At 63.1% G+C, this 23,410-nt stretch carries 18 protein-coding genes; 10 read left to right on the top strand and 8 right to left on the bottom strand.

Annotated elements, in window-relative coordinates; all coding sequences use genetic code 11:
* Nucleotides 1–9 precede the first annotated feature (9 nt).
* From hutH to O0879_RS16420, 4 genes are all read right to left on the bottom strand, one after another.
* Nucleotides 10–1,569, bottom strand: coding sequence for a histidine ammonia-lyase (gene hutH, locus O0879_RS16405; protein ID WP_289903370.1), 1,560 nt, complete (start codon nt 1,567–1,569; stop codon nt 10–12).
* 19 nt (nt 1,570–1,588) lie between these two features.
* Nucleotides 1,589–3,292, bottom strand: a complete 1,704-nt coding sequence (gene hutU / locus O0879_RS16410; RefSeq protein WP_289903369.1) for a urocanate hydratase — start codon at nt 3,290–3,292, stop codon at nt 1,589–1,591.
* Nucleotides 3,293–3,398: 106 nt separating this feature from the next.
* Nucleotides 3,399–5,072, bottom strand: coding sequence for an amidohydrolase (locus tag O0879_RS16415; protein WP_289917495.1), 1,674 nt, complete (start codon nt 5,070–5,072; stop codon nt 3,399–3,401).
* A gap of 66 nt (nt 5,073–5,138) precedes the next feature.
* Complete coding sequence (locus O0879_RS16420; RefSeq protein WP_289917496.1) at nt 5,139–5,753, bottom strand: GNAT family N-acetyltransferase; 615 nt, start codon at nt 5,751–5,753, stop codon at nt 5,139–5,141.
* A 120-nt stretch (nt 5,754–5,873) separates the two neighbouring features.
* Between O0879_RS16420 and O0879_RS16425 the strand changes: the two genes are divergently transcribed.
* Entirely contained in the window at nt 5,874–6,944 is a 1,071-nt protein-coding gene (locus O0879_RS16425; RefSeq protein WP_289917498.1) for a hypothetical protein, read from the top strand.
* Nucleotides 6,945–6,963: 19 nt separating this feature from the next.
* Complete coding sequence (locus O0879_RS16430; protein WP_289917500.1) at nt 6,964–7,398, top strand: hypothetical protein; 435 nt, start codon at nt 6,964–6,966, stop codon at nt 7,396–7,398.
* Nucleotides 7,399–7,405: 7 nt separating this feature from the next.
* On the opposite strand, the gene O0879_RS16435 is transcribed toward O0879_RS16430, so the two are convergent.
* From O0879_RS16435 to ada, 3 genes are all read right to left on the bottom strand, one after another.
* Complete coding sequence (locus tag O0879_RS16435) at nt 7,406–9,061, bottom strand: mechanosensitive ion channel domain-containing protein (protein WP_289917501.1); 1,656 nt, start codon at nt 9,059–9,061, stop codon at nt 7,406–7,408.
* Between the two features lie 75 nt (nt 9,062–9,136).
* Nucleotides 9,137–9,826 carry a 2OG-Fe(II) oxygenase gene (locus tag O0879_RS16440; RefSeq protein WP_289917504.1) on the bottom strand — a complete coding sequence of 230 codons (690 nt, stop codon included), beginning with the start codon at nt 9,824–9,826 and terminating at the stop codon, nt 9,137–9,139.
* Nucleotides 9,823–10,878, bottom strand: coding sequence for a bifunctional DNA-binding transcriptional regulator/O6-methylguanine-DNA methyltransferase Ada (gene ada / locus O0879_RS16445; RefSeq protein ID WP_289917505.1), 1,056 nt, complete (start codon nt 10,876–10,878; stop codon nt 9,823–9,825). Before ada ends, O0879_RS16440 begins: the two co-directional genes overlap by 4 nt.
* Before the next feature lie 182 nt (nt 10,879–11,060).
* Here ada and hutC point away from each other — a divergent pair, with 182 nt between their 5' ends.
* The 8 genes from hutC (at nt 11,061) to O0879_RS16485 (ending at nt 21,632) form a co-directional block, all read left to right on the top strand.
* Nucleotides 11,061–11,780, top strand: a complete 720-nt coding sequence (gene hutC / locus O0879_RS16450) for a histidine utilization repressor (RefSeq protein WP_070254615.1) — start codon at nt 11,061–11,063, stop codon at nt 11,778–11,780.
* Between the two features lie 330 nt (nt 11,781–12,110).
* Nucleotides 12,111–15,434: a PAS domain-containing hybrid sensor histidine kinase/response regulator gene (locus O0879_RS16455; protein WP_289917507.1), complete on the top strand. Its 3,324-nt coding sequence runs from the start codon at nt 12,111–12,113 to the stop codon at nt 15,432–15,434.
* 70 nt (nt 15,435–15,504) lie between these two features.
* Nucleotides 15,505–15,963: a response regulator gene (locus tag O0879_RS16460; protein ID WP_251350167.1), complete on the top strand. Its 459-nt coding sequence runs from the start codon at nt 15,505–15,507 to the stop codon at nt 15,961–15,963.
* Between the two features lie 302 nt (nt 15,964–16,265).
* Nucleotides 16,266–16,592 (top strand): thioredoxin TrxA, encoded by a 327-nt coding sequence (trxA, locus tag O0879_RS16465; RefSeq protein ID WP_077408631.1) that lies wholly within the window; start codon nt 16,266–16,268, stop codon nt 16,590–16,592.
* Nucleotides 16,593–16,748: 156 nt separating this feature from the next.
* Complete coding sequence (gene rho / locus O0879_RS16470; RefSeq protein WP_034746249.1) at nt 16,749–18,011, top strand: transcription termination factor Rho; 1,263 nt, start codon at nt 16,749–16,751, stop codon at nt 18,009–18,011.
* 294 nt (nt 18,012–18,305) lie between these two features.
* Nucleotides 18,306–18,575 carry a type B 50S ribosomal protein L31 gene (locus O0879_RS16475; RefSeq protein WP_034746247.1) on the top strand — a complete coding sequence of 90 codons (270 nt, stop codon included), beginning with the start codon at nt 18,306–18,308 and terminating at the stop codon, nt 18,573–18,575.
* Between the two features lie 152 nt (nt 18,576–18,727).
* The gene (locus O0879_RS16480; RefSeq protein ID WP_289917509.1) at nt 18,728–20,452 is read left to right on the top strand and encodes a glycosyltransferase; all 1,725 of its coding nucleotides are present in this window, start codon (nt 18,728–18,730) and stop codon (nt 20,450–20,452) included.
* Between the two features lie 199 nt (nt 20,453–20,651).
* The gene (locus tag O0879_RS16485; RefSeq protein WP_251350165.1) at nt 20,652–21,632 is read left to right on the top strand and encodes a choice-of-anchor A family protein; all 981 of its coding nucleotides are present in this window, start codon (nt 20,652–20,654) and stop codon (nt 21,630–21,632) included.
* 75 nt (nt 21,633–21,707) lie between these two features.
* On the opposite strand, the gene O0879_RS16490 is transcribed toward O0879_RS16485, so the two are convergent.
* On the bottom strand, nt 21,708–23,387 hold the full coding sequence (locus O0879_RS16490) for an AMP-binding protein (RefSeq protein ID WP_289917511.1): 1,680 nt from the start codon (nt 23,385–23,387) through the stop codon (nt 21,708–21,710).
* Between the last annotated feature and the right edge of the window lie 23 nt (nt 23,388–23,410).

Here is a 23,410-nt window from a genome sequence, read left to right on the forward strand (position 1 = left end):
TGCTCCAGCTCAAGCGTACAGCGGGGCGAACAAATTCTTGCACGTGCTGCTCAACTCACCCTGCAGCACCATCTGCTTGGCCGCTTCGATGTCGGGCGCGAAGAAGCGGTCGGCGTCGAAGAACGGCACTTTCTGGCGCAACTGGTGATGCACATGTTCCAAGTGCGGCGAGGTTTTCAGCGGACGGTGGAAATCGATGCCCTGCGCGGCGGCCAGCAGCTCGATGCCGACGATGACGGCCGTGTTGTGCGCCATGTCGTCCAGGCGGCGCCCGGCGAACGTGGCCATGCTCACATGGTCTTCCTGGTTGGCGGACGTCGGCAGGCTGTCGACGCTGGCCGGATGCGCGAGCGACTTGTTTTCCGACGCCAGCGCGGCAGCCGTCACGTGGGCGATCATGAAGCCGGAATTGACACCCGGGTCGCGCACGAGGAAAGGCGGCAGGCCGGACAAGGTGGCGTCGATCAGCAGCGCGATGCGGCGCTCGGCCAGCGCGCCGATTTCGGAAATCGCCAGCGCCAAGGTGTCGGCAGCAAAGGCGACAGGCTCCGCATGGAAATTGCCGCCCGAGACGATTTCCGCCTGGCCGTTGGGGCCATCCTGGAAGATCAGCGGGTTGTCCGTGACGGCATTGGCTTCGATCAGCAGGGTGCGGCCGACGTTGCCGATCAAATCGAGGCAGGCGCCCATGACTTGCGGCTGGCAGCGCAGGCTGTACGGGTCTTGCACGCGCTCGTCGCCTTCCAGGTGCGAAGCGCGAATCGCGCTGTGCGCCACCAGCTGGCGGTACATCTGCGCGGCCAGGATCTGCCCCGGCTGTCCGCGCACGGCGTGCACGCGCGCGTCGAACGGCGAGTCGCTGCCCTTGGCCGCGTCGAGCGACAGCGCGCCCGTGACCATGGCCGCTTCCAGCAGGCGCTCGGCCATGAACAGGCCATGCAGCGCCAGCGCGTTCGACACTTGCGTACCGTTGATCAGGGCCAGGCCCTCTTTCGCCGCCAGCACCACGGGCGCGATGCCCGCCTGCGCCAGCGCCTCGGGGGCCGCCATCAATTCGCCATTGACGCGCACGTCGCCCACGCCCAGCATGGCCAGGGTCATGTGCGACAGCGGCGCCAGGTCGCCCGAGGCGCCGACGGAACCCTTGGCGGGAATGGCCGGCATGATGCCCGCGTTGTACAGCGCGATCAGGGTGTCGACGATCAGCGGGCGCACGCCGGAAAAGCCGCGCGCCAGGCTGCCGATCTTCATCAGCACGATCAGGCGCACGACGGCGTCCGACAGCAGTTCTCCCGTGCCGACGGAGTGCGACAGGATCAGGTTGCGCTGCAATTGCTCCAGCTTTTCATCGGGGATGCGCGTCTTGGCGAGCAGGCCGAAGCCCGTGTTGATGCCGTACGCCGCGTCGCCCTTGGCGACGATGGCTTGCACGGCGGCGGCCGACGCCTCGATGACGGGATAGGCCTCGGCGGCGAGGGTCAATTTTGCCGGCGCGGCCCAGACGGCGCGCAGGTCGGCCAGGGTCATCGCGCCTGGTTTCAGGGTCCAACTTTTGGCATGCTGTGTCATAGTCATTCGAATCGAGGTCTCAAGGAATCATGGGAAGAATCAGGCCGTTGCGCTTGGCGCAGGCGGCCGCTGTTTCGTAGCCGGCATCGGCATGGCGCATCACGCCGGAACCGCTGTCGTTGATCAGCACGCGCGCCAGGCGTTTCGCCGCCGCTTCGCTGCCATCGGCCACGATGACCATGCCCGCATGCTGAGAATACCCCATTCCCACGCCGCCGCCATGGTGCAGCGAGACCCAGGTGGCGCCGCCGGCCGTATTGAGCATGGCGTTCAGCAGCGGCCAGTCGGAGACGGCGTCCGTGCCGTCCTTCATGCTTTCCGTTTCGCGGTTCGGGCTGGCGACGGACCCCGTATCGAGGTGGTCACGGCCGATGACGATGGGCGCCTTCAGCTCGCCCGTGCGCACCATCTCGTTGAAGGCCAGGCCGGCGATGTGGCGCTCGCCCAGTCCCAGCCAGCAGATGCGCGCCGGCAGTCCCTGGAAGGCGATGCGCTCGCGCGCCATGTCCAGCCAGTGGTGCACCTGCGCGTGGTGCGGGAACAGCTCCTTGATCTTCGCATCCGTTTTATAGATGTCTTCCGGGTCGCCCGACAAGGCCACCCAGCGGAACGGCCCGCGACCTTCGCAAAATTGCGGGCGGATGTAGGCAGGCACGAAGCCGGGGAAGTCGAAGGCATTTTGCACGCCCTGGTCGAACGCCACCTGGCGGATGTTGTTGCCGTAATCGACGGTGTGCACGCCCATGGCGTGGAAATCGAGCATGGCTTGCACGTGGGCGGCACAGGAATCGGCGGCGGCCACCGTCAAGCGCGCATGGCGCTGCGGGTCTTGTTGCGCCGCCTTCCAGTCCGACACGCTCCAGCCGCGCGGCAGATAGCCGTTGACCAGGTCATGCGCGGACGTCTGGTCCGTCACCAGATCCGGCACCAGGCCGCCCGCCTTGGCGCGGCGCACCAGCTCCGGCAGCACTTCGGCCGCGTTGCCCAGGAGGCCGATGGAAATGGCTTCCTTGCGCTCCGTGTGGTATTTGACCAGTTCCAGGGCTTCGTCCAGGCTGGCCGCCTGCTTGTCCAGGTAGCGCGTGCGCAGGCGGAAGTCGATGCTGCTTTGCTGGCATTCGATATTGAGCGAGACGGCGCCCGCCATGGTGGCGGCCAGCGGCTGCGCGCCGCCCATGCCGCCCAGGCCCGCCGTCAGAATCCAGCGCCCGCCCCAGTCGCCGCCGAAATGCTGGCGGCCCGCTTCGGCGAAGGTTTCATACGTGCCCTGCACGATGCCCTGCGTGCCGATGTAAATCCAGCTGCCGGCCGTCATCTGGCCGTACATGAACAGGCCCTGGCGATCGAGTTCGTTGAAATGCTCCCAGTTGGCCCATTTCGGCACCAGGTTGGAATTGGCGATCAATACGCGCGGCGCATCCGCGTGGGTCTGGAACACGCCCACCGGCTTGCCGGACTGGATCAGGAGGGTCTGGTCGTCTTCCAGTTCGCGCAGCGAGGCGAGGATCTGGTCGAAACAGGCCCAGTTGCGGGCCGCGCGGCCGATGCCGCCATAGACGACCAGGTGCTGCGGATTTTCCGCCACTTCCGGGTCCAGATTGTTTTGCAACATGCGGTAGGCCGCCTCGGCCTGCCAACTCTTGCAAGCCATGACCGTGCCGCGCGGGGCGCGGATGGTACGGCTGGCATCAAAGCGTGGATCGGTGTCCATTGTGCTGTTCATGCTGTCTCCTCGTAGGGTGCGAGCGGACATACGTGGCCCGCTCTGGTACTCCCAGCATAGGTTGTCTATACAACCAAGTCAACAGGTTTTTGCAGGCGTCAAATCCTTATTTTTTCTCGAACACGCGCTTGCCCGCCACCCACGTCTGCAGCACCTGCGTCTTGCCGATGGCCTTTGGTTCCACGCTGAACAAGTCCTGGTCGACGACGATGAAGTCCGCCCATTTTCCCGCTTCCAGGGTACCGATGGCCTTTTCCTGGTGCGCCGCCCAGGCCGCGTCGAGGGTGAAGCAGCGCAGCGCCTGCGTCACCGTCATGGCTTGCTGCGGATACCAGCCGCCGGCCGGGAAGCCCTCGCTGTTTTGCCGCGTGACGGCCGCGTGGATGCCTTCGAACGGGTTCGGCGACTCGATGGGGAAGTCGGAACCGCAGGCGATGCGCGAGCCTTGCGCAAGGAAGGTGCGCCACGCGTACGCGCCCTTGATGCGCTCATGGCCCACGCGCTGCTCCGCCATGTTCTGGTCGGACGTGGCGTGCGTCGGCTGCATCGAGGGGACGATGCCCAGGGTCTTGAAGCGGGGGATATCGCTCAATTGCACCACCTGCGCATGTTCCATGCGGTGGCGCAGGCCCGCGCCGCGATACTGCGCGATCAAGGCTGCATAGCCGTCGAGGATCTGGTGATTGCCCGCGTCGCCGATGGCGTGCACATTCACCTGGTAGCCGGCGCGCATGGCCTTTTCCATCTTCGCGCGCATGGCGGCGTCCGGGTAGAACAGCAGGCCACGGGTAGAGGGATCGTCGCTGTACGGCGCCAGCAGGGCCGCGCCGCGGCTGCCCAGGGCGCCGTCGGACACCAGTTTGACGGCGCGCAAGGCGTACATGTCGCGCGCATAGCTATTCAAGGGACCGTTTTTCGACAGCGCGTCGAAGTCTTCCGTCGTGTCAAAAATCATGCCGTACACGCGCACTGTCAGCTTGCCGTGGTCCGCATAGTCGCGGAACAGCCGGTCCTGCATCTGGCCGATGCCCGCATCGTGCACGCTGGTCAGACCCACTTGCGACAGCTGCGCCAGCGCGCCATCGAGGGCGGCGCGGTTTTCCACGTCGCCCGGCTTGGGCAGCACGGCGTCCATCAAGTCCATGGCGCTGTCGACCAGCACGCCGGTGGCATTGCCATCTGCATCGCGTTCGATCTTGCCGCCCGCCGGGTCTTGTGTGGTGCGCGTGATGCCGGCCAGCGCCAGCGCGCGGCTGTTGGCCCAGCCCGCGTGGCCATCGACGCGGCGCAGCCACACGGGCCGCGCGCTTTCGGCCGCATCGAGTTCCGCTGCCGTGGGAAAGCGCCCCAGCTTCCAGATTTCCTGGTTCCAGCCATTGCCGACGACCCAGCTGCGCTCGGGATGCGCTTTGGCGAAGTCGCCCACGGCCTGCACGGCGGCCGGCAGCGAGGCGGAACCGTACAGCATCACGCCGCTGGCGATCGTCCCCAGGCCGAAGACGTGGCCGTGCGCGTCGATCAGGCCAGGCAGCACGGTTTTTCCCTGCACGTCGACGTGCGTGGCACCCTTGGCCGCCTTGCGTTTCACCTGCGCGGCGCTGCCGACGGCGAGCAGCTTGCCCGCCTCGTCAAACGCCAGCGCCGTAAAGCGTAGCACCTTGCCGGCAGCATTGAGCGTGTAGCCGTTGGCATTGTCGATGATGGTATCGGCATGCGCGTGGCCGATGGCCCCCAGGCAGGCGAGCGTGAGCAGGGTGCGGCGCAGTGGCAAGGTCGGCATTTCCATCTCCAGGTCTTTTAGTCGTTAGCAAAAAGACGAGTGTATAGAAATTGGCAAAATGGTCAATCAGGCAGCGCGGGGCGCTCGTACCATCAGCCAGTAGTCACAGCCCGTGACGGCTTCCGCGTAGCGGCCCGCCTCCACGAAGCCAAGACGGCCATAGAACGGCAGGCTGCGCTCGTTGTAAGTCTCCAGGAAGCATGCGGCACGCGCCGCATCGACGGCCGCCAGGCCCGGCGCCAGCACGGACGCGCCCAGCCCCTGCCCTTGCGCGGCCGGAGCGATGCCGGCGATCGACAGGTACCAGGCATCCTGCAGGCCATGCGGCGCCAGCGCGTGCTCCATGTTCGCGACGATGGCCGTGAAATGCGCAAAGCCAAGCTCCCCCAGCAGCGCGCGCAAGGCGGCTTCGCGCTGCGCATACGCGGCCTGGCGCAGGGCCGCCGGCGTATCCGTCGTCCAGATGGCGGCGCCATTGCCCGCATCATCCGCCAGGTCGACGCGCCCCGCTTGCCACCCCTCGGCCAGCGCCAGCGCGAAGTAGGCTTCCAGCATGGCGTGCCGCGCCGCCTCGTCGTCGCCGCACGCCACCGTGACGGTGCGGTAGAACGGATCGTCGGTCAGGGCGGCGGCCAGGCTGCGGGCGGTGCGGGAGGATTCGATGTTGGATGGGCTGGACATGGGGACTCTTTCTTCTCATTGAAACGCCCGGCATCTTAACGCAAGCGCGCAGGCCTTGCGCCCAGTCAATACTTGCAAGGCTCCACAGGTCTACGCTGAGGTTTTCAGGTGGAATACCCCATGGCCAGGCACCATGTCATCAGCACCACCGCGTGCGACGTGTTCTTCAAGCTCGTGGCGCACCAGAAGAGCAGCCTGGGCGCGCGCTTCGACAGCATGATCGTCACCTTCAGCGCCGACGGCCAGCCCGTGCTGGGCGCCGCCCTGCGCAACGCGACAAGCGGCTGCGAACTGCACCGCCTGGCCGGCCAGCCCGACGAATGCTGGTGCTGCGGTTATGACGAGCAGCTGGAATTCGTCTCGCAAGCCAACGCACCGCTGGCGCACGCCGACTACCGGCTCACCTTGAGCAATGGCGAAACGTGGACGGGGACGACGGATGCGAAGGGGCGCACGGGGCGTATCGCCAGCAAGCGGGAGGAACAAATCACCCAGGCCGAATTCCTGCCGCACGCAGACAAATCGCCATGCTGCGCCGCCGCGCCAAAACACGCAGCGCCTGCCGTCAAGGTCGTCCAGCTCGATGGCATCAAGACGACCGGCAAGGATGTCGGCTCGTCCGTGAAACAGGTCAAAGTGAAGGACAAGGTTCGCCCGCTGACCAGGGGCGAGATCGACATGGCGTGGATGCTGTTCCAGGATGCGATTGACTACGGCAAGGTCAAGGTGCATGGGGAGCCGTATCTATGGTTTGGCTTGCAGCCGAAGGATGTGGCCATGACGCCGGATGGGGAGATTTATTTTCATGAGTCTGAGTATCGAGAGGATTTTTCCATAGCTCAGCCAATAGACAAAAATTGGTTCATGCATGAAATGGTCCACGTCTGGCAGTATCAATTGGGCTACCCGGTTGCATTGCGTGGGGCTATCCGTTTCGGATTGAGTTACACGTATTTTCTAAAACGAGGAAAAAAACTATCTGACTTCAACATGGAGGCGCAGGGCAACTTACTAGCAGATTATTTCGGACTAAGGTATTTGAAAACACCAAAAGCTATGAATCAAAAAGAATACCGAAACTCCCTGACTCTCTACGAAGAGGTGATCAATGAATTTCTTAAAAATAGAAAAAGCAAGACCAATCTTCCTGGAAATGACATTGATCATGAGCCTCTGTTTGACATACCGTGATGCGTACCCAGTGTCACGCATGGCTGAAGCCGAGATTAGCGCATTCAAAGGTATGCCTTGCTTCACCATCTCAAAAAGAGAAGAACACCGCAATGGAACGCCGATGCTTGGCGCCCTCATGGTTTACGATATATCAATAAAACCGCCTGTAGAGGTCTGGTCCTTCATTCTCCCTGGAGAGACGACCCTCCCCATGCATGCCAAAACCTGCTATTTGTATGGCCAAGTACCGACAGGAGCCGAATCGACTGCCGCGACGATGCTGAAAACAGACAGGATGTACAGCGTCTTTTTGAATGGAAGACCGGATGACCCCTCTGATTCGACCCGCGGCTATAGAGGGAAATTTTGCCTGATCATTGACACGGCTGGCCGGCAAAAAATCATTGCTATCACCAAAGACATGCAGGAGTGGCGCACTGAAATCTGCCCACCCCATCCATCACGCCCATAATTCGACGTTATTTATCTTCCTCCCCCCGTTGCGCCGGCGCCCTGAACCACTGCTCCGGCGGCACCACATGCGACTCTTTCGGATCATCGATGTAGTGCGGCGAGGTGATCTGCACGTCGAATTCGTTGAAGACGTCGATGATGTTCTGGTGCAATCGGTTCAGCACTTCGGCGCGCTGGCGGGGGACTTCGGCGCTGGCGTAGGCGACGAGGCGGTATTGCACGTAGTAATCTTGCAAGGCCAATTGCATCACATACGGTTTCGGCGTGGTGGACAGCTCCGTCGTGCGCGACGCGGCCAGTTCCAGCATGGCGTGCACTTGCCGCCATGGCGTGGCGTAGCCGATGGTGACGGTGGAGTCGAGCACGAAGCCGCCGCCGGGCTGGGCGCGCGAATAGTTTTTCGTCGTTTGCGACATCACCCAGGCGTTCGGCAAGGCGACTTCTTCGCCCAGGCCCGTGCGCAGGCGCGTCTCGAACATGCCCACGTCAACCACCGTGCCTTCGCTGTCGCCCACGCGCACATATTCGCCCTTGCGCAGGGCGCGCGTGTACATCAGGATCAGGCCGCTGGCGCCCTGCCCCACGATGCTCGACGCGCCGATCGACACCATCAGGCCCACCAGCACGGACAGGCCCTGGAAAGCGGCCGTGTGCGAGCCGGGCAGGTACGGGTAGGCCATGGCCAGCGCGAACAGCCAGATCACCACGCTGGCGATGCGGCGCGTCGGCAGGGCCGTGTCCTTGTCCAGCCAGCCGATTTGCAATTCGCCGCTTTCCACGCGCTTGAACAGCGAGGTGGCCGTGGCGGCGATCAGGCGCGCGATGGCGAAGATCACGCACACCAGCACCAGCCCCGGCAAGGCGCCGATGATGGCGTGGAAGACGTCGGCGGCCACGTCGAACAGATAGCCGCTCAGGCTTTCGCCCCACGAGCGCGTGTAGGGCAAGCGGCCCAGCACGAAGGCGGCCCACAGGTACGTGGCCATCAGGCGCAAGCCCCACAGCACGGCGCTCAGCAGTTGATACGCGAACGCGATGTAGTGTTCGGCGTCGAGCACGCGCACATTCTTCAGGCGCACGTCGCGCAGGCGCGAGGCCAGCAGGATGCCGCTGCGGCGCTTGGCCCAGTGGTACAGGCGCGTCAGCCCCATCCACACGAGCCAGAACACGAGGGTGGCGGCCGCGCACACGGCGGCGGCGATGGCCAGGTAACGCCAGCTGCCCTGTTCGCGGTAATCGAGCACGGCCTTGCTCAACTCGCCGGCCGCCGTTTTCGCCACGCTTTCCGTCGTGTCGCCGGCCAACTGGTTGACGTCGCCAGGTACGACGACGAACAGTTGCACGCCGTCGAGCAGCACTTGCGTGCCTTCGGGAATCATGCGCGTGCTCGTCTGCAAGGGGCCATTCTTGGCCAGCACGCCTTCCAGGCGGCGCTGCGCGCCCGTGGCCCGCTCATCGGGCGGATAGCCGGCCAGCGCGGCGCGGAAGACGAACACCTTGCGGTTGGCAAACATCAGCGGCGCCGTCCTGGCCGCCCCGGCCTGCGACGGCGCCACGACGGACGCGGCCTCCGCAACGAGCGCGGGCACGCCATCGTCCGCATGGGCTGCGGGCAGCAGGAAAATGGTCAACAGGCACAACAGGCGGAGCAGCGCGGACATGGCAGAAATGAAAGAGTGACAAGAAGCAGCCATCATGCCATGTAATCCTGGAAACTCAAGCGCCGCAGCTACCGTTCAGCTCGCATCGTGGAAAATGATGCCCAGGGTGTGGCGCAAGCCAGAACGCAGGCGCGACACGCCATGGCGCATGTTCACGCGGTAACTGCCGCGCGTGCCATTCACGGGACGCTGCGCGACGGGAAAGAGCACGGCGTCGCCCTGCGCCAGCGGCACCACTTCGGCGCGCGACTGCATGCGCGGGCGCTGCTCCGTCAGCACGAACTCGCCGCCCGTGAAATCGTCTTGCGGACGCGACAACAATACGGCCAGTTGCAGCGGAAACACGTGCTCGCCATACAAGTCCTGGTGCAGGCAGTTGTAATCGCCTTCCCGGTAGCGCAGCAGCAACGGTGTGGGCCGGGTTTGCCCCGCCGCATGGCAGCGCGCGAGGAAATCGGCGTGCGCCACGGGAAAGCGGCTATCGAGGCCCATGCTGGCGTGCCAGCGGTTGGCGATGGCTGCCAGCGGCGGATACAGCTCCGTGCGCAAGGCCGCCACGGCGTCGGGCAGCGGATGCGCCCAATACTGGTACTCGCCTTGCCCAAAACCATGGCGCTGCATCACCACCTTGCTGCGAAAGCGCGACGCATCATCATACTGCGCCGCCAGCGCCGCGCATTGCGCGGGATTCAGCAAGCCCGGCACGACGGCACAGCCGTATTGATTCAGATCATCCTCGATCTGGCGCCAGTCCAGCGCCCTCACCGTTCGCCCTCGCGTTCCAGCAGCGCCTGCTTGCGCTCCACGCCCCAGCGGTAGCCGGACAGCGCACCATCGTTGCGCACCACGCGGTGGCAGGGAATGGCGACGGCCAGCGCATTGGCCGCGCAGGCGCCCGCCACGGCGCGCGCGCCTTGCGGGGCGCCGATGCGCCGCGCCAGCTCGGCATAGCTGACCGTGCTGCCGGCGGGAATCTCGCGCAAGGCTTGCCACACGCGCTGCTGGAACACGGTGCCGCGCACGTCGAGCGGCAAGTCCAGGCCCAGGCCCGGCGCCTCGACCAGGCCCACAACTTGCGCCACCGTCTGTTCATAGTCGGCTTCCGCGCCGCGCAGCTCCGCTTGCGGAAAGCGGTCCTGCAAGTCGCGCAGCAGCACTTCCGGGTCGTCATCGATCAAAATCGCGCAAATGCCCTTGTCCGTGCTGGCCACGAGGATGGCGCCCAGCGAGCAGGCGCCGATGGCAAAGCGGATCACGGCGCCGCTGCCGCCGGCGCGAAACGCGCCCGGCGTCATACCCAGCAAGCCCGGGGTGGCGGCATACAGGCGGCCGCTGGAATTGAAACCGGCCGCGTACAAGGTCTCGGTGACGTTGCCCGCCCCCTGCAAGCCGGCCTTCAGGCGCTCGCCGCGCCGCGCCGCCGCATACGCTTTCGGCGTGATGCCCGTGTGCGCCTTGAAGACGCGATGAAAGTGAAAGCGGCTCAGGCCGGCGGCCTGTGCCAGGCTGTCCAGGTCGGGCAGCTCGTCGCTGGCGTCGATCAAACGGCAGATATCGGCCACGATGGCCGCCTGGCGCTGGGCCAGCGGCGGCAGGTTGGGCTTGCAGCGCAGGCAGGGACGAAAACCGGCTGCCTCCGCCTGCTCGCAACTGGCGTGGAAAGCCACGTTGCAGCGCAAGGCGGGGCGCGCCGCGCAAGATGGCCGGCAATACACGCCCGTCGTGCGCACCGAATAGTAAAAGACGCCGTCGGCGTCGGGCGCGCGCCGCTGCAGGGCATCCCAGCGTTCATCGTCAGTCAGGTAAGCGTGTTCCATGGCGAACTCCGTGCAAGTCAATAGTCAGTCTCCAGCATAGCCAGCGCCAGGGCGCGCCACACTCCGGCGCTTGCTTTTGAATTCAAAAAAAAGGCTGGCGGCAGGCATCGCGCTCGGTGCTAAAATCGGCCATCGCGCCTCCAGCCGGCGGCGCGCCCTGCCCGTGCCCCGGAGAAACCGCATTGGACGACCACAATACACAAGAAAATACGCCCATTTTCCAGCGCATCAAGGATTTTCTGTTGGCCGGCATCGCTGCCGGCCGCTGGAAGGAAGGCGACGTGATTCCCTCCGAACAAGCCTTGGTCAAACAATTCGGCGTCTCGCGCATGACGGTCAACCGCGCAGTGCGCGAACTGACCAGCGAGCAGGTGCTGACGCGCCGCCAGGGTTCCGGCACCTATGTGGCACAGCAAAAATACCAGGCGACCTTGTTGGAAATCAAGAGTATCGCCGATGAAGTGCGGGCGCGCGGACATATCCACCGCAGCAGCTTGCAATTGCTGGAACGCACCAAGGCGTCCGACTTGCTGGCCAAGCAATTCGGCCTGCCGCCGGAACACCCGCTGTTTCATTCGCTGATCGTGCATTTTGAAAATGGCGTGCCGATCCAGGTGGAAGACCGCTGGGTCAATCCCGAGTGCGCGCCCGACTACATGACGCAGGATTTTTCCAGCATCACACCAAACGAATACCTGATGGCTGCCGCGCCCCTGCAAGGCGCCACCTACAGCATCGAAGCGCTGTCGGCGCCGCGCGACATCGCCGAAATGCTGGCCATCGACACCAAACAGCCGTGCCTGGTGCTGCGCCGCCAGACGCGCTCGGGCGGCAAGATCGCCTCGATCGCCACCATGTGGCATCCGGGACACCGCTATCAATTCGCCGGCAGCTTTAGCTGAGGCTATCGCCTCGATTGAGTAGCACGAATTCGCGCCAACTTTCTCACGAATTCTCACCAAATCGCGAAAAAAACGGCCATTTCGGGGCAAAAAAAATCCCGTTTTGGCCGTTTCTGAACTTAAATACTCCGAGTAAATATTCGATGCTATAGTTGCCGCCAGAAAGCGCCGCAGGCGTTTATTTGAGCGCGCCTCATGTACTGCCAGCCTAGTCCAATCACGCCCCAGAAAGGGATGCATTTGTCGTATTGCAGCCACACGAGTTTCGGCGCACCACGCCCACGGCGCCCTGCGCTGCGCCGGCTCGCTCGTACGATGCTGGCGGCAGGCATGACACTTTCTCTGCCGGCGCAGGCGGCGGCAGCCGTCATGGCGCCGGCATTGCTGTGGCCGTATGCGGCTGCCAGCGCCACCGCCCTGGCGGGACTGGCTTGCTGGCAAGCCTGGCGCCTGCGCCAGCAGTTGCACCGCCAGCCCCAACCGGCACAAGCCCAGGCCGAACAGGATGCCGTGCAAGCCTTGCGCGGCGCCACCATGGCCGGCTGGACCTGGCGGCCCCAGTCCGACCGGCTGCAGTTCGCGCCCCAGTACCAGGATGTCCTGGGCGACAAGAATGCCAAACTCGACCATGCGCTGGCCGACTGGCTGGCCGAAGTCCACCGGGATGACCGCGCCCGCCTGAGCCTTGCCTTCCGCCAGCACCTGGATGGCCAGGCGCCAGGCACCTTCAATTGCGAATTCCGTTTGCGCCACAGCGACGGCCACTGGCGCTGGCTGCTGGCGCGCGGCGCCGTCCTGTCGCGCGCCTCGAACGGCGGCGCCACGCAGGCCAGCGGCATCGTCTGCGATATCAGCGAGCGCAAGCAGGATGAGCAATCGCGCATGCGCTCGATGCTGGAAGCGGCACCCGAAGCCATGCTGGTGGCCGACGTCGAAGGCAAGGTGCATTACGCCAACCAGATCGGCGCGCGCTGCTTCGGCTATCCGCTGGCCGAATTGACGGGTATGTCGCTGGAGCAATTGGTGCCGGAAAGCACGGCCAGCCACTCCGCAGGCGACCCGCAAGGGCGGCACAGCCTGCCGGGCCGGGTGATGATGGCGCGCCGCCGCGACGGCACGCACTTCCCCGCCAAGGTCAGCCTGTCGCCGCTGCGCATGGCCGGCCAGGTGTTTTCCATCGTCTCGCTGCGCGACATGACGCAACGGCAACGCGCCGAAGAAGCGCTGCACGCCAGTTCGGAACGCTATCGCCTGATCGTGCAGACGGCCGCCGAAGGCATCTGGATGACGGATGCGAACGGCAAGACCACGTTCGTCAACCCGAAGATGGCGCACATGCTGGGCTACACGGTGCAGGAAATGCTGGGCCGTCCCCTGCTCGATTTCATGGACCGCGACAGCCAGTTGCTGATGCAGCGCCGCCTGGCCAGCCACGGCAGTCAGGCCAGCCAGCCGGACCAGGTCGATTTCCGCTTCTTCCGCAAGGACCAGTCCAGCCTGTGGGGCTTGCTGTCGAGCACCAGCATCCAGTCGGACAACGGCGAGCCGGGTGGCACGCTGGCGATGATCACCGACATCACCGAGCGGCGCCAGGCATCGATCGCCCTGTCGAACTCGAGCCAGCGCATGGCGTCCGTGTTCGGCGCCGTGACGAATGGCCTGGTGGTGCAGGACAGCCACGGCCACATATTGGAAAGCAATGCCGCCGCCGAACGCATGCTGGCGGCCAGTCCGGCCGGCAACAGCCTGTGGCAAGCCATCCGCGAAGACGGCTCCGCCTTCGACCAGCGCAGCCATCCCGTGCACATCACCCTGTCGACGGGCGAAGCCATGCGCGACGTGCTGATGGGCGTGCAGCAACCCGACGGCAGCCTGTCGTGGCTGTCCGTGAATACGGAAGCGATCCGCGATGAATACGGCAAGGTGGGCATGGTGGTGGCCAGCCTGACGGACATCACGTATCACAAGCGCAGCGAGAGCGCCTTGCGCGAGCTCAATGAACATCTGGAAGAACGCGTGGCACAGCGCACGGAACAGCTGGACCAGGCCAAGCAGGTGGCCGAAGAAGCGAGCCTGGCGAAGGGACAATTCCTGGCCAACATGAGCCATGAAATCCGCACGCCGATGAATGGCGTGATCGGCATGGCCTACCTGGCCCTCAAAACGGACCTGGAACCGCGCCAGCGCGACTACCTGGAAAAAATCCGCTTTGCCGGCGAACACTTGCTGGGCATCATCGACGATATCCTCGACATCTCGAAAATCGAGGCAGGCAAGCTGGAAATCGAGCATGTCAACTTCAGTTTCGACCATGTCGTGCAAACCCTGATGACGGTGGTGGCGCCGCGCGCCGCCGGCAAGAACCTGGAACTGCTGTTCGAGATCGACCCGCAATTGCCGGCCGTGCTCGTGGGCGACCCGCTGCGCCTGGGGCAAGTGCTGATCAACTACGCCAATAACGCCATCAAGTTCAGCGAACAGGGCAGTATTACCGTGAAAGTGCGCAGGGTGGTGGCGGACGCGAAACACTGCCTCGTGCGCTTTGAAGTGTGCGACCACGGCATCGGCCTGTCGCAGGATGAAATGAGTAAACTCTTCCAGTCCTTCCAGCAAGCCGACACGTCCACCACGCGCGAATATGGCGGCACGGGCCTGGGCCTGGCCATCTGCAAGCAGCTGGCGCAGCTGATGGGCGGCGACGTGGGTGTCGACAGCCGTCCCGGCGCCGGCAGCACCTTCTGGTTCACGGCCAACCTGGGCATTTCCGACCAGGCCGCGCCCGCCATGCTCGACAGCATGGTGCAGACGGCGGCCGCCATGCGCGCCAGCGCCGACGCGGCCCTGGTGATGCGCACGCTCAAGCATGCGCGCATCCTGCTGGTGGAAGACAATACGTTCAACCAGCAAGTGGCGCTGGAATTGCTGGAGGAAGCGGGCGCCTCCGTCTGCCTGGCCAACAATGGCGAGGAAGCGCTCGACCTGCTGCGCCAGACCCAGTTCGACTGCGTGCTGATGGACGTGCAGATGCCGCTGATGGATGGCTTGCAGGCGACGCGCCACATCCGCGCCGACCCGCAGCTGGCGCACCTGCGCGTGCTGGCCATGACGGCCACGGCCACCAGCGAAGACCGCGTGCGCTGCCTGGAGGCGGGCATGGACGATTTCATTTCCAAGCCCATCCAGCCAGCCATGATGTACCAGACCATCGCCAGCTGGCTGCCGGCGCACGAAACACCGCCGCCGCCGGCGCGCAGCCGCGCCGCGCCCGCCTTCAAGACCACCCTGGCGGGCGATCCGCAAGTGATCGACTTGTCCATCCTGGCCAAGTTGCTGGGCTACAACCCGGAAAAGGTGCGCAAGTTCGCCTTCAAGTTCCTGCAGACCACGCAGGATGGCTTCGGCGACATCGATGCGGCCCTGGCGCGCGGCGACGTGCACCAGGTGCGCGAACTGGGTCACCGCATCAAGTCGTCGGCGCGCACCGTGGGCGCCCTGGGGCTGGCCGAGCTGTGCCACAACCTGGAAACCCTGGCGCCGGGCGAACCGGCCGACGAGGCGGAGCGGGCACGGCGCATCGTCACGCGCCTGTGGCCCCTGCTGGAACAGATTACCGAACAAATCATGAATAACACCAGCTTTGCCAATGACGATTAGCTACCGCCAAATTGGATTGCGGCAAGGTATCGGCATCGACAACGATGCATATCAACAGAAAGACATGACGATGAACACTGTATCAAACCAAGCAAGCCGGGAACACAACGAAGCAGGCCTGGCGCCATTGCGCGTGCTGCTGCTGGACGACGACGTCTTCATGCTCGACGTGCTCAGCGACATGCTCGAGCAAATGGGCCAGTTCGATATCCGCTGCGAGTCGCACAGCGAACAGGCGCTGTCGACCCTGAAGCAGCACCAGCCCGACCTGCTGATCTGCGACCTGTCGATGCCCGACATCGACGGCATCGAATTTTTGCGCATGGCGGCGGAAAACGGCTTCCGCGGCGGCGTGGTCCTGCTGTCGGGCCTGCATTCGGCCGTGCGCCTGGCGGCCGAGCGCCTGGCCATGGCCAACGGCCTGCATATCCTGGGCACTTTCCGCAAGCCGATGGAAAGCGCGGAATTGCAGCTGATGGTGAACTTGCAACTGCAGCACTCGGCGCGTCTGGCCAGCGTCCAAGCCTGAGCGCGCAGGCCGGCCGGGAGGGCGGACACGGCGCTGCAGGCCAGCAGGCATGCGGCTTTGCCGCCCTGCCGGCACGCATGGGGACGATATGCCTCAAGTTTTTCTGCAATAATCGCCACGCTTTGAAAAAATGGGTTATTATTTCAGCCATCCCCGCCTGCATACCTCTGGTCGCACCTTCCAAGACATTGAAGTCGTGCCCATTGTCCCCATCTTCTAACTGCATTCCAGGAAGCATGGATGGCGAACCAGCGTATGGTTAATTCCAGGCATTATTGATCCCACCCTCATTTGAGGAAAATATGAGCGAAAATATCAAACACATTAGCGATGCATCTTTTGAAGCAGACGTCCTGAAATCCGATTTGCCAGTCCTGGTCGACTTCTGGGCAGAATGGTGCGGTCCCTGCAAGGCCATCGCCCCGATCCTGGAAGAAGTGGCCAAGGAATACGCCGGCCGCATCCAGATCGCCAAGATGGACGTGGACGCGAACCAGGCAGTGCCTGCCAAGTTCGGCATCCGCGGCATCCCGACCCTGATCCTGTTCAAGGATGGTGTTGCAGCTGCTCAAAAAGTGGGCGCCATGGCCAAGGGCCAGTTGACCGCTTTCGTCGACAGCAACATTTAATGTATGATGGGCAGCGCTGCGCCCGCAGCGCCGCCTGACTGGAACGACCGGGAAGCGGCTTTGCCCTCATTCGTGCACAGCCTTCCCCAATAATTAATCAACGCCACGCAGTCCCCTCCCCTACCTTTACATCCCGTCTCGGGACACTCAACACATATGCATTTATCCGAACTAAAGGCCCTACACGTATCCGCCCTGCTTGAGATGGCGATCGGTCTTGACATTGACAACGCAGCCCGCTTGCGCAAACAGGAGCTGATGTTCGCTATCCTGAAAAAACGCGCCAAGTCCGGCGAACAGATTTTTGGCGACGGCGCCCTGGAAGTGCTGCCTGACGGCTTCGGCTTCCTGCGCTCGCCCGACGCCAGCTACATGGCGTCCACCGACGACATTTACATCTCCCCTTCGCAAATCCGCCGCTTCAACCTGCACACCGGCGATTCGATCGAAGGCGAGGTACGGACCCCGAAAGATGGCGAACGCTATTTCGCATTGGTCAAAGTCGACAAGGTCAACGGCGAATCGCCGGAGATGTCGAAACACCGCATCCTGTTTGAAAACCTGACGCCGCTGCACCCGAACGAGCCGCTGCGCCTGGAACGTGAAATGAATGGCCAGGAAAACATCACCGGCCGCATCATCGACCTGATCGCCCCGATCGGCAAAGGCCAGCGCGGTTTGCTGGTGGCGTCGCCGAAATCCGGTAAATCCGTGATCCTGCAGCACATCGCCCATGCGATCACGGCAAATCACCCGGACATCACCCTGATCGTGCTGCTGATCGACGAACGTCCGGAAGAAGTTACCGAAATGCAACGCTCGGTGCGCGGCGAAGTCGTCGCCTCGACCTTCGACGAGCCGGCCACGCGCCACGTGCAAGTGGCCGAGATGGTGCTGGAAAAAGCCAAGCGCCTGGTCGAAATGAAAAAAGACGTCGTGATCCTGCTGGACTCGATCACCCGCCTGGCACGCGCCTACAACACCGTGATCCCTGCCTCGGGCAAGGTCCTGACCGGTGGTGTCGACGCGAATGCGCTGCAACGTCCAAAACGCTTCTTCGGCGCCGCGCGCAATATCGAAGAAGGCGGCTCGCTGACCATCATCGCCACGGCGCTGATCGAAACGGGTTCGCGCATGGATGACGTGATCTTTGAAGAATTCAAGGGTACCGGCAACATGGAAGTGCATCTGGAACGCCGTTTGGCTGAAAAACGTGTCTATCCGGCAATTAACCTGAACAAATCGGGTACCCGCCGCGAAGAATTGCTGATCAAGCCGAACGAATTGCAAAAAATCTGGATTTTGCGCAAGTTGCTGTACTCGATGGACGAGATCGAGGCGATGGAGTTCATTCTGGACAAGATGAAGGCGACGAAAAACAACGCCGAGTTCTTCGACATGATGCGCCGAGGGGGGTAAACCTACTGCGCGTCCCGCTCTACGGCCTGTGTTGCTCGCTGTACCTTCGTACAGCTGCGCTACTCGGCCGTATATCGGGCCTGCTCGCTACGGTTTCCCTCCCCTCGGTGGCGTCATATCAATGCGCTACCGGCCCAAGCCGCTCATCGAGCGGCTTTTTTATTGCCGTCCGCCGGAAAGCGCTATATAATCGACGGTTGCATTATTTTAAACCCTGGCAAGTGATCGGCAATCGGGTCAAGAAGCTGGACGACCGACGAAGTGCTGTTTGGCTACCAAACTAGAGAGAAGACCATGAAAGTCGATACCCATCCAGAATACCGCGAAGTTGTTTTCCACGATCTGTCGTGCGATTTCAAATTCGTTACCCGCTCGACCATCCAAACCCGCGAAAAAATCACCCACGACGGTAAAGAATACCCACTGGTGAAGATCGAGGTTTCGGCTGAATCGCACCCATTCTTCACGGGCAAGCACAAAATCGTCGATACCGCCGGTCGCGTCGAGAAGTTCCGTCAGAAGTTCGGTTCGGTTGGTTCGAAAACCGCAGTCGCAGCAGGCTAATTTTTGCCGCTTTGCGGCAAAAAAGGGCAGCTTCGGCTACCAGAGAAAAGGCAGCTACGGCTGCCTTTTTTGTCTTTGGCCGCTTTACTTTATACTCGCGCATACCCGACGCCATTCGTCGCGTCTTGCCACTATTCTGATACCGATTATCGATGAAGCCAGTCCGCCTTCCCGCCGCCGCCACACTCGCGCTGCCACGATGGGCCTTGTTTGCGCTCGGCCTGCTGTACATCCTGCCTGGCCTGATTGGCCGCGAACCGTGGAAGAACGATGATGCCGCCAGTTTCGGCATCATGTGGACCATGGCGCATGGCGGCCTGAACGACTGGCTGTGGCCCAACGTGGCCGGCCTGTCGCTGCCCGATGAAGGCCCGCTGGCCTTCTGGCTGGGCGCCATCTTCATCAAGCTGTTCGGCTGGATCGACGGCGACGTCTTTGGCGCGCGCATGTCGACCATCGGCATCTTCGTCGTCAGCACCCTGTCCGTCTGGTACACCGCCTTCAACCTGGGACGCCGCAGCGATGCCCAGCCGCTGCGCCTGGCCTTCGGCGGCCAGCCCGAGCCGGACGACTTCGGCCGCACCCTGGCCGATGCCGCCGTGCTCATCTACCTGGGCTGCCTGGGCCTGCTGCAGCACAGCCACGACATCACGGCCGAAGCGCTGTACGTGTCCCTGATGGCCTATTTGCTGTACCGCGCCGTGCGCTACATGGAAGGCCCTTCCGTGCGCAATGCGGCCCTGCTGGGCCTGGCGATGGGCGGCCTGGCCCTGGCGCGCGGCTGGATCACGCCGGCGGCCCTGAGCATCGCCTTGCTGCTGTGCACTATCTTCCTGCGCCTGCCGTTGCTGCGCAGCATACGCCACCTGGCGCTGGCCATCCTGATCGGCATCGCGCTGACCCTCGTCTGGCTGCTGCCGGGCGAATGGCTGCTGCCGTACGGCCATTCGCCGCTGCACGCCTGGATGGAGTGGAATTGCCGCCAGTTCAGCGCTCCGAGCCTGAAAAGCGTGCAGTATTTCCTGCGTGTCGGCATCTGGTTCTTCTGGCCTGCATGGCCTTTCGCCGCCTGGGCCGTGTACGCCTGGCGCCGCCAGCACCACGTGCTGCACATCGTCGTGCCGCTGACTTTTGTTGCAATGCTGGCAATATTGGGCCTGTGCCATCCCGATCCCGACCCGAGCCAGTTGCTGCCCCTGCTGCCGCCGCTGGCCGTCATGGCCGCGTTTGGCTTGCTGACCATGAAGCGGGGCGCCATCAACGCCATCGACTGGTTCTCCGTGATGGTGCTGACCATCTGCGCCCTCGCGCTGTGGCTGTTCTGGTTCGCCATCCTGACCGGCTGGCCGCCAAAACTGGCGCACAACGCCCTGAAACTCATGCCAGGATTCAAGCCCGAGCTGGACTTGCTGGCCTTTTTCGTGGCCGCCTGCGCCAGCGCGGGCTGGGTGGCGCTGGTGCACTGGCGCATCTCGCGCCAGCCGGCCGTGCTGTGGCGCGCCGTGGTGCTGTCGTCCGGCGGCCTGATCCTGATCTGGGTGCTGATCATGACCCTGTTCCTGCCGCCGCTGAACTACAGCAAGAGCTACGCCAGCGTGGCGCACCAGATTTCCGTCCACCTGCCGCCAGGCAGCAAGTGCATCAACAGCAACGTCGGCGCTGCCCAACGCGCCTCGTTCGCCTACTTCGGCCACTTGCCGTTTGCCAGCGTGGGGCAGCAGGAATGCGATGTGTTCCTGCTGCAAGACAGCATCAAGGTTCCCGACAGCAAGGAACAATTGCCCGAGCACCACGGCGCGGACTGGATCAAGCTGTGGGAAGGGCGCCGCCCCACGGATGACGTGGAACGCTTCCGCCTGTACCAGCGCGTCAGGTAAGCAGCAAAAAAACCGGGCCTTGCCCGGTTTTTTTATGTCCGCAAGCCAATCACTGCCGTCAGCAAAAGTGTTGCTTTTAAATATAGTTAATTACCTAAATTGAACTAGAATTGCTTTTTATATTATAATGATGGCTTGCGCGATGGCGGTGTCTTGCTTTCCCGCCCTATTCGTCCCCCAATTCACCATAAGGCTGTCCATGAAAAAATTTGCCACACGTACCTTGCCGCTCATCAGCGCCGCCCTGTTCGCCTTCTCTTTCAGCGCCTCGGCCCAGGCCACCGTGATTGACCTCGGCGTCGCCAACGGCTACTCGGCCTTCATTTTCGGCAACATCGGCAGCAGCAACGCCAGCGGCTTTACCAGCGTCAGCGGCAGCCTGGCCGCCGGCGGCAATATCTATCTGGAAGGCTACAGCGTCGGCACCAACAAGAAGCCGGGCAGCGCCGCCAACACGCTGGTCGCTGGTAACAACCTGAACATCGGCGGCGGCAGCATCAACGGTACGGGCGTGTATGGCGTGAGCAATGCCAACGGCACCGTGACGGCCCCATCGTGGTACCCAACGGGCACCTTCAGCAAGGGCAATGCTTCCACCCTGGACTTTGCAGCTGCCCAGCAGCAACTGACGACCCTGTCGGGCGATGTGGCCAAGCTGCAATCGAACGGCACCGTGATTTCGCAATACGGCGGCTTCAAGCTGGTAGGCGACATCAACGCCGACGTCAACGTCTTCACAATCAATGCAAACGACCTGCATAACCTGAGCCTGGACGTCTCGTCACTGAAAAGCACGGCCAGCATCATCATCAACGGCACCGCCACCAACATCACCATGAGCGGCGGCTTCGACAATTTCGGCAGCTTTGCCGACCGTACGCTGCTGAACTTCGCCAATGCCACCACCACCAGCCTGAACAACGTCGGCATCAACGGCAGCATCCTGGCGCCGAACAGCGCGTTTTCCGGTTCGGGCAGCATGAACGGCACCCTGGTCGCCAATTCGGTCAGCTCGATCAATTATGGCCACGTCTCGATGAACGGCGCCGGCTTCAACACGGTGAACGTCTCGGCCGTGCCGGAACCAGGCACCTACGCCATGCTGCTGGCCGGCCTGGGCTTGCTGGCCTTCGTACGCCGCCGCACGCCAGCGCGCGCACCGCAAGCCGCGATGGCCTGAGCTTTACGCTGAATCCATAAAAAACACCGGGCCGCGCGAGCGTCCCGGTGTTTTTTTATGCGCTGGCAAAAAGATTTAGTCCCCGCTCAGCCCCAGATCCGTCGCCACCTGCTTGCGCAACAGGTATTTCTGGATCTTGCCCGTCACCGTCATGGGGAATTCCTCGACGAAGCGCACATAGCGGGGAATCTTGTAATAGGCGATCTGCCCATCGCAAAAGGCGCGGATGTCGTCGCTGGTGGCCTGCGTGCCCGGACGCAAGATGATGCAGGCGCATAACTCTTCACCGTACTTGGCATCCGGCACGCCCACGCATTGCACGTCGAGCACGCTGGGGTGGCGGTACAGGAATTCCTCGACTTCGCGCGGATAGATGTTTTCGCCGCCGCGGATGACCATGTCCTTCGAGCGGCCGACGATGCTGCAAAAGCCGTTGGCGTCGATCACGGCCAGGTCGCCCGTGTGCATCCAGCGCGCCGCATCGATGGCCTCGCTGGTTTTTTCTGGATCGCCCCAGTAACCCTGCATCACGGAATAGCCGCGCGTGAGCAATTCGCCCTTTTCGCCGCGCGGCACGATGCGCCCTTCCGCATCGACGATTTTCACTTCCAGGTGCGGATGGACCCTGCCGATGGACGACACGCGCATTTCGCGCGGGTCTTCGATCGCCGTCTGGAAACTGACGGGCGACGTTTCCGTCATGCCATACGCAATCGTGATTTCCGCCATGTGCATCAATTCGATGACCCGCGTCATGACTTCCATCGGGCATGGCGAACCGGCCATGATACCGGTGCGCAAATTCGACAGGTCGTATTGCTTGAAATCAGGATGGTCGAGGATGGCGATGAACATGGTCGGCACGCCGTGCAGCCCCGTGCAGCGCTCGGCCTGCACGGTTTCCAGCACGGCTTTCGGGTCGAAACCTTCGCCGGGAAACACCATGGCCGCGCCATGCGTGACGCAGGCCAGGTTGCCCAGCACCATGCCGAAGCAGTGGTACAGGGGCACGGGAATGCACAAGCGGTCCTGTTGCGTCAGGCGCATGGCTTCGCCGATGAAGAAACCGTTGTTCAGGATATTGTGATGCGTCAAGGTGGCGCCCTTCGGCGCGCCCGTGGTGCCGGACGTGAACTGAATATTGACGGCGTCGTCAAACTGCAAGGTAGCGCTCACTTCTTCCAGGTGCGCCAGGTCGGCGTCGGCAATGCCGTCCATCAGGGCGTCGAAGTTGTGCATGCCGGGAGTGGCGGCCGCGCCCAGGCGGATGACGTGGCGCAATTGCGGCAAGCGCGGCGACTGCAGGGCGCCGGCGCGCGAACGGGCGATTTCCGGCACCACGTCTTGCACGATGGCCAGATAATCGCTGGACTTGAAGCTGGGTGACAGGATCAGCGCGCTGCATTGCACCTTGTCGAGCACGTATTCGAGTTCCGAACGCCGGTAGGCGGGGTTGATGTTGACCATGATCAAGCCGGCTTTCGCCGTGGCAAACTGCGTCAGCACCCATTCGGCGCAGTTCTGCGACCAGATGCCGACCCGGTCGCCCGGCTGCAAGCCCAGCTTCAGCAAGCCGGCGGCCAGGCGGTGCACGCGCTGCTGGAATTCCAGATACGTCCAGCGCACGTTCTGGTGCGCCACGATCAGGGCGTCGTGCTGGCCGTAGCGGGCGGCGATGCCATCGAGGTAAGCGCCTATCGTTTCGCCGATCAACGGCGTCTCGTGGGCGCCGTGTACATAACTCATTGCTTGCATGCTGTCTCCAGGGTAATGGCGCG

It is taken from the genome of Janthinobacterium sp. SUN120 (assembly GCF_030397735.1).
Classification (GTDB): domain Bacteria; phylum Pseudomonadota; class Gammaproteobacteria; order Burkholderiales; family Burkholderiaceae_D; genus Janthinobacterium; species Janthinobacterium kumbetense.

What these genes read in the sequence shown, in the direction of transcription:
- hutH (WP_289903370.1), bottom strand. Translation starts at nt 1,569, where the DNA reads ATGACACAGCATGCCAAAAGTTGGACCCTGAAACCAGGCGCGATGACC.
- hutU (WP_289903369.1), bottom strand. Translation starts at nt 3,292, where the DNA reads ATGAACAGCACAATGGACACCGATCCACGCTTTGATGCCAGCCGTACC.
- O0879_RS16415 (WP_289917495.1), bottom strand. Translation starts at nt 5,072, where the DNA reads ATGCCGACCTTGCCACTGCGCCGCACCCTGCTCACGCTCGCCTGCCTG.
- O0879_RS16420 (WP_289917496.1), bottom strand. Translation starts at nt 5,753, where the DNA reads ATGTCCAGCCCATCCAACATCGAATCCTCCCGCACCGCCCGCAGCCTG.
- O0879_RS16425 (WP_289917498.1), top strand. Translation starts at nt 5,874, where the DNA reads ATGGCCAGGCACCATGTCATCAGCACCACCGCGTGCGACGTGTTCTTC.
- O0879_RS16430 (WP_289917500.1), top strand. Translation starts at nt 6,964, where the DNA reads ATGGCTGAAGCCGAGATTAGCGCATTCAAAGGTATGCCTTGCTTCACC.
- O0879_RS16435 (WP_289917501.1), bottom strand. Translation starts at nt 9,061, where the DNA reads ATGTCCGCGCTGCTCCGCCTGTTGTGCCTGTTGACCATTTTCCTGCTG.
- ada (WP_289917505.1), bottom strand. Translation starts at nt 10,878, where the DNA reads ATGGAACACGCTTACCTGACTGACGATGAACGCTGGGATGCCCTGCAG.
- O0879_RS16455 (WP_289917507.1), top strand. Translation starts at nt 12,111, where the DNA reads ATGACACTTTCTCTGCCGGCGCAGGCGGCGGCAGCCGTCATGGCGCCG.
- O0879_RS16460 (WP_251350167.1), top strand. Translation starts at nt 15,505, where the DNA reads ATGAACACTGTATCAAACCAAGCAAGCCGGGAACACAACGAAGCAGGC.
- trxA (WP_077408631.1), top strand. Translation starts at nt 16,266, where the DNA reads ATGAGCGAAAATATCAAACACATTAGCGATGCATCTTTTGAAGCAGAC.
- rho (WP_034746249.1), top strand. Translation starts at nt 16,749, where the DNA reads ATGCATTTATCCGAACTAAAGGCCCTACACGTATCCGCCCTGCTTGAG.
- O0879_RS16475 (WP_034746247.1), top strand. Translation starts at nt 18,306, where the DNA reads ATGAAAGTCGATACCCATCCAGAATACCGCGAAGTTGTTTTCCACGAT.
- O0879_RS16480 (WP_289917509.1), top strand. Translation starts at nt 18,728, where the DNA reads ATGAAGCCAGTCCGCCTTCCCGCCGCCGCCACACTCGCGCTGCCACGA.
- O0879_RS16485 (WP_251350165.1), top strand. Translation starts at nt 20,652, where the DNA reads ATGAAAAAATTTGCCACACGTACCTTGCCGCTCATCAGCGCCGCCCTG.
- O0879_RS16490 (WP_289917511.1), bottom strand. Translation starts at nt 23,387, where the DNA reads ATGCAAGCAATGAGTTATGTACACGGCGCCCACGAGACGCCGTTGATC.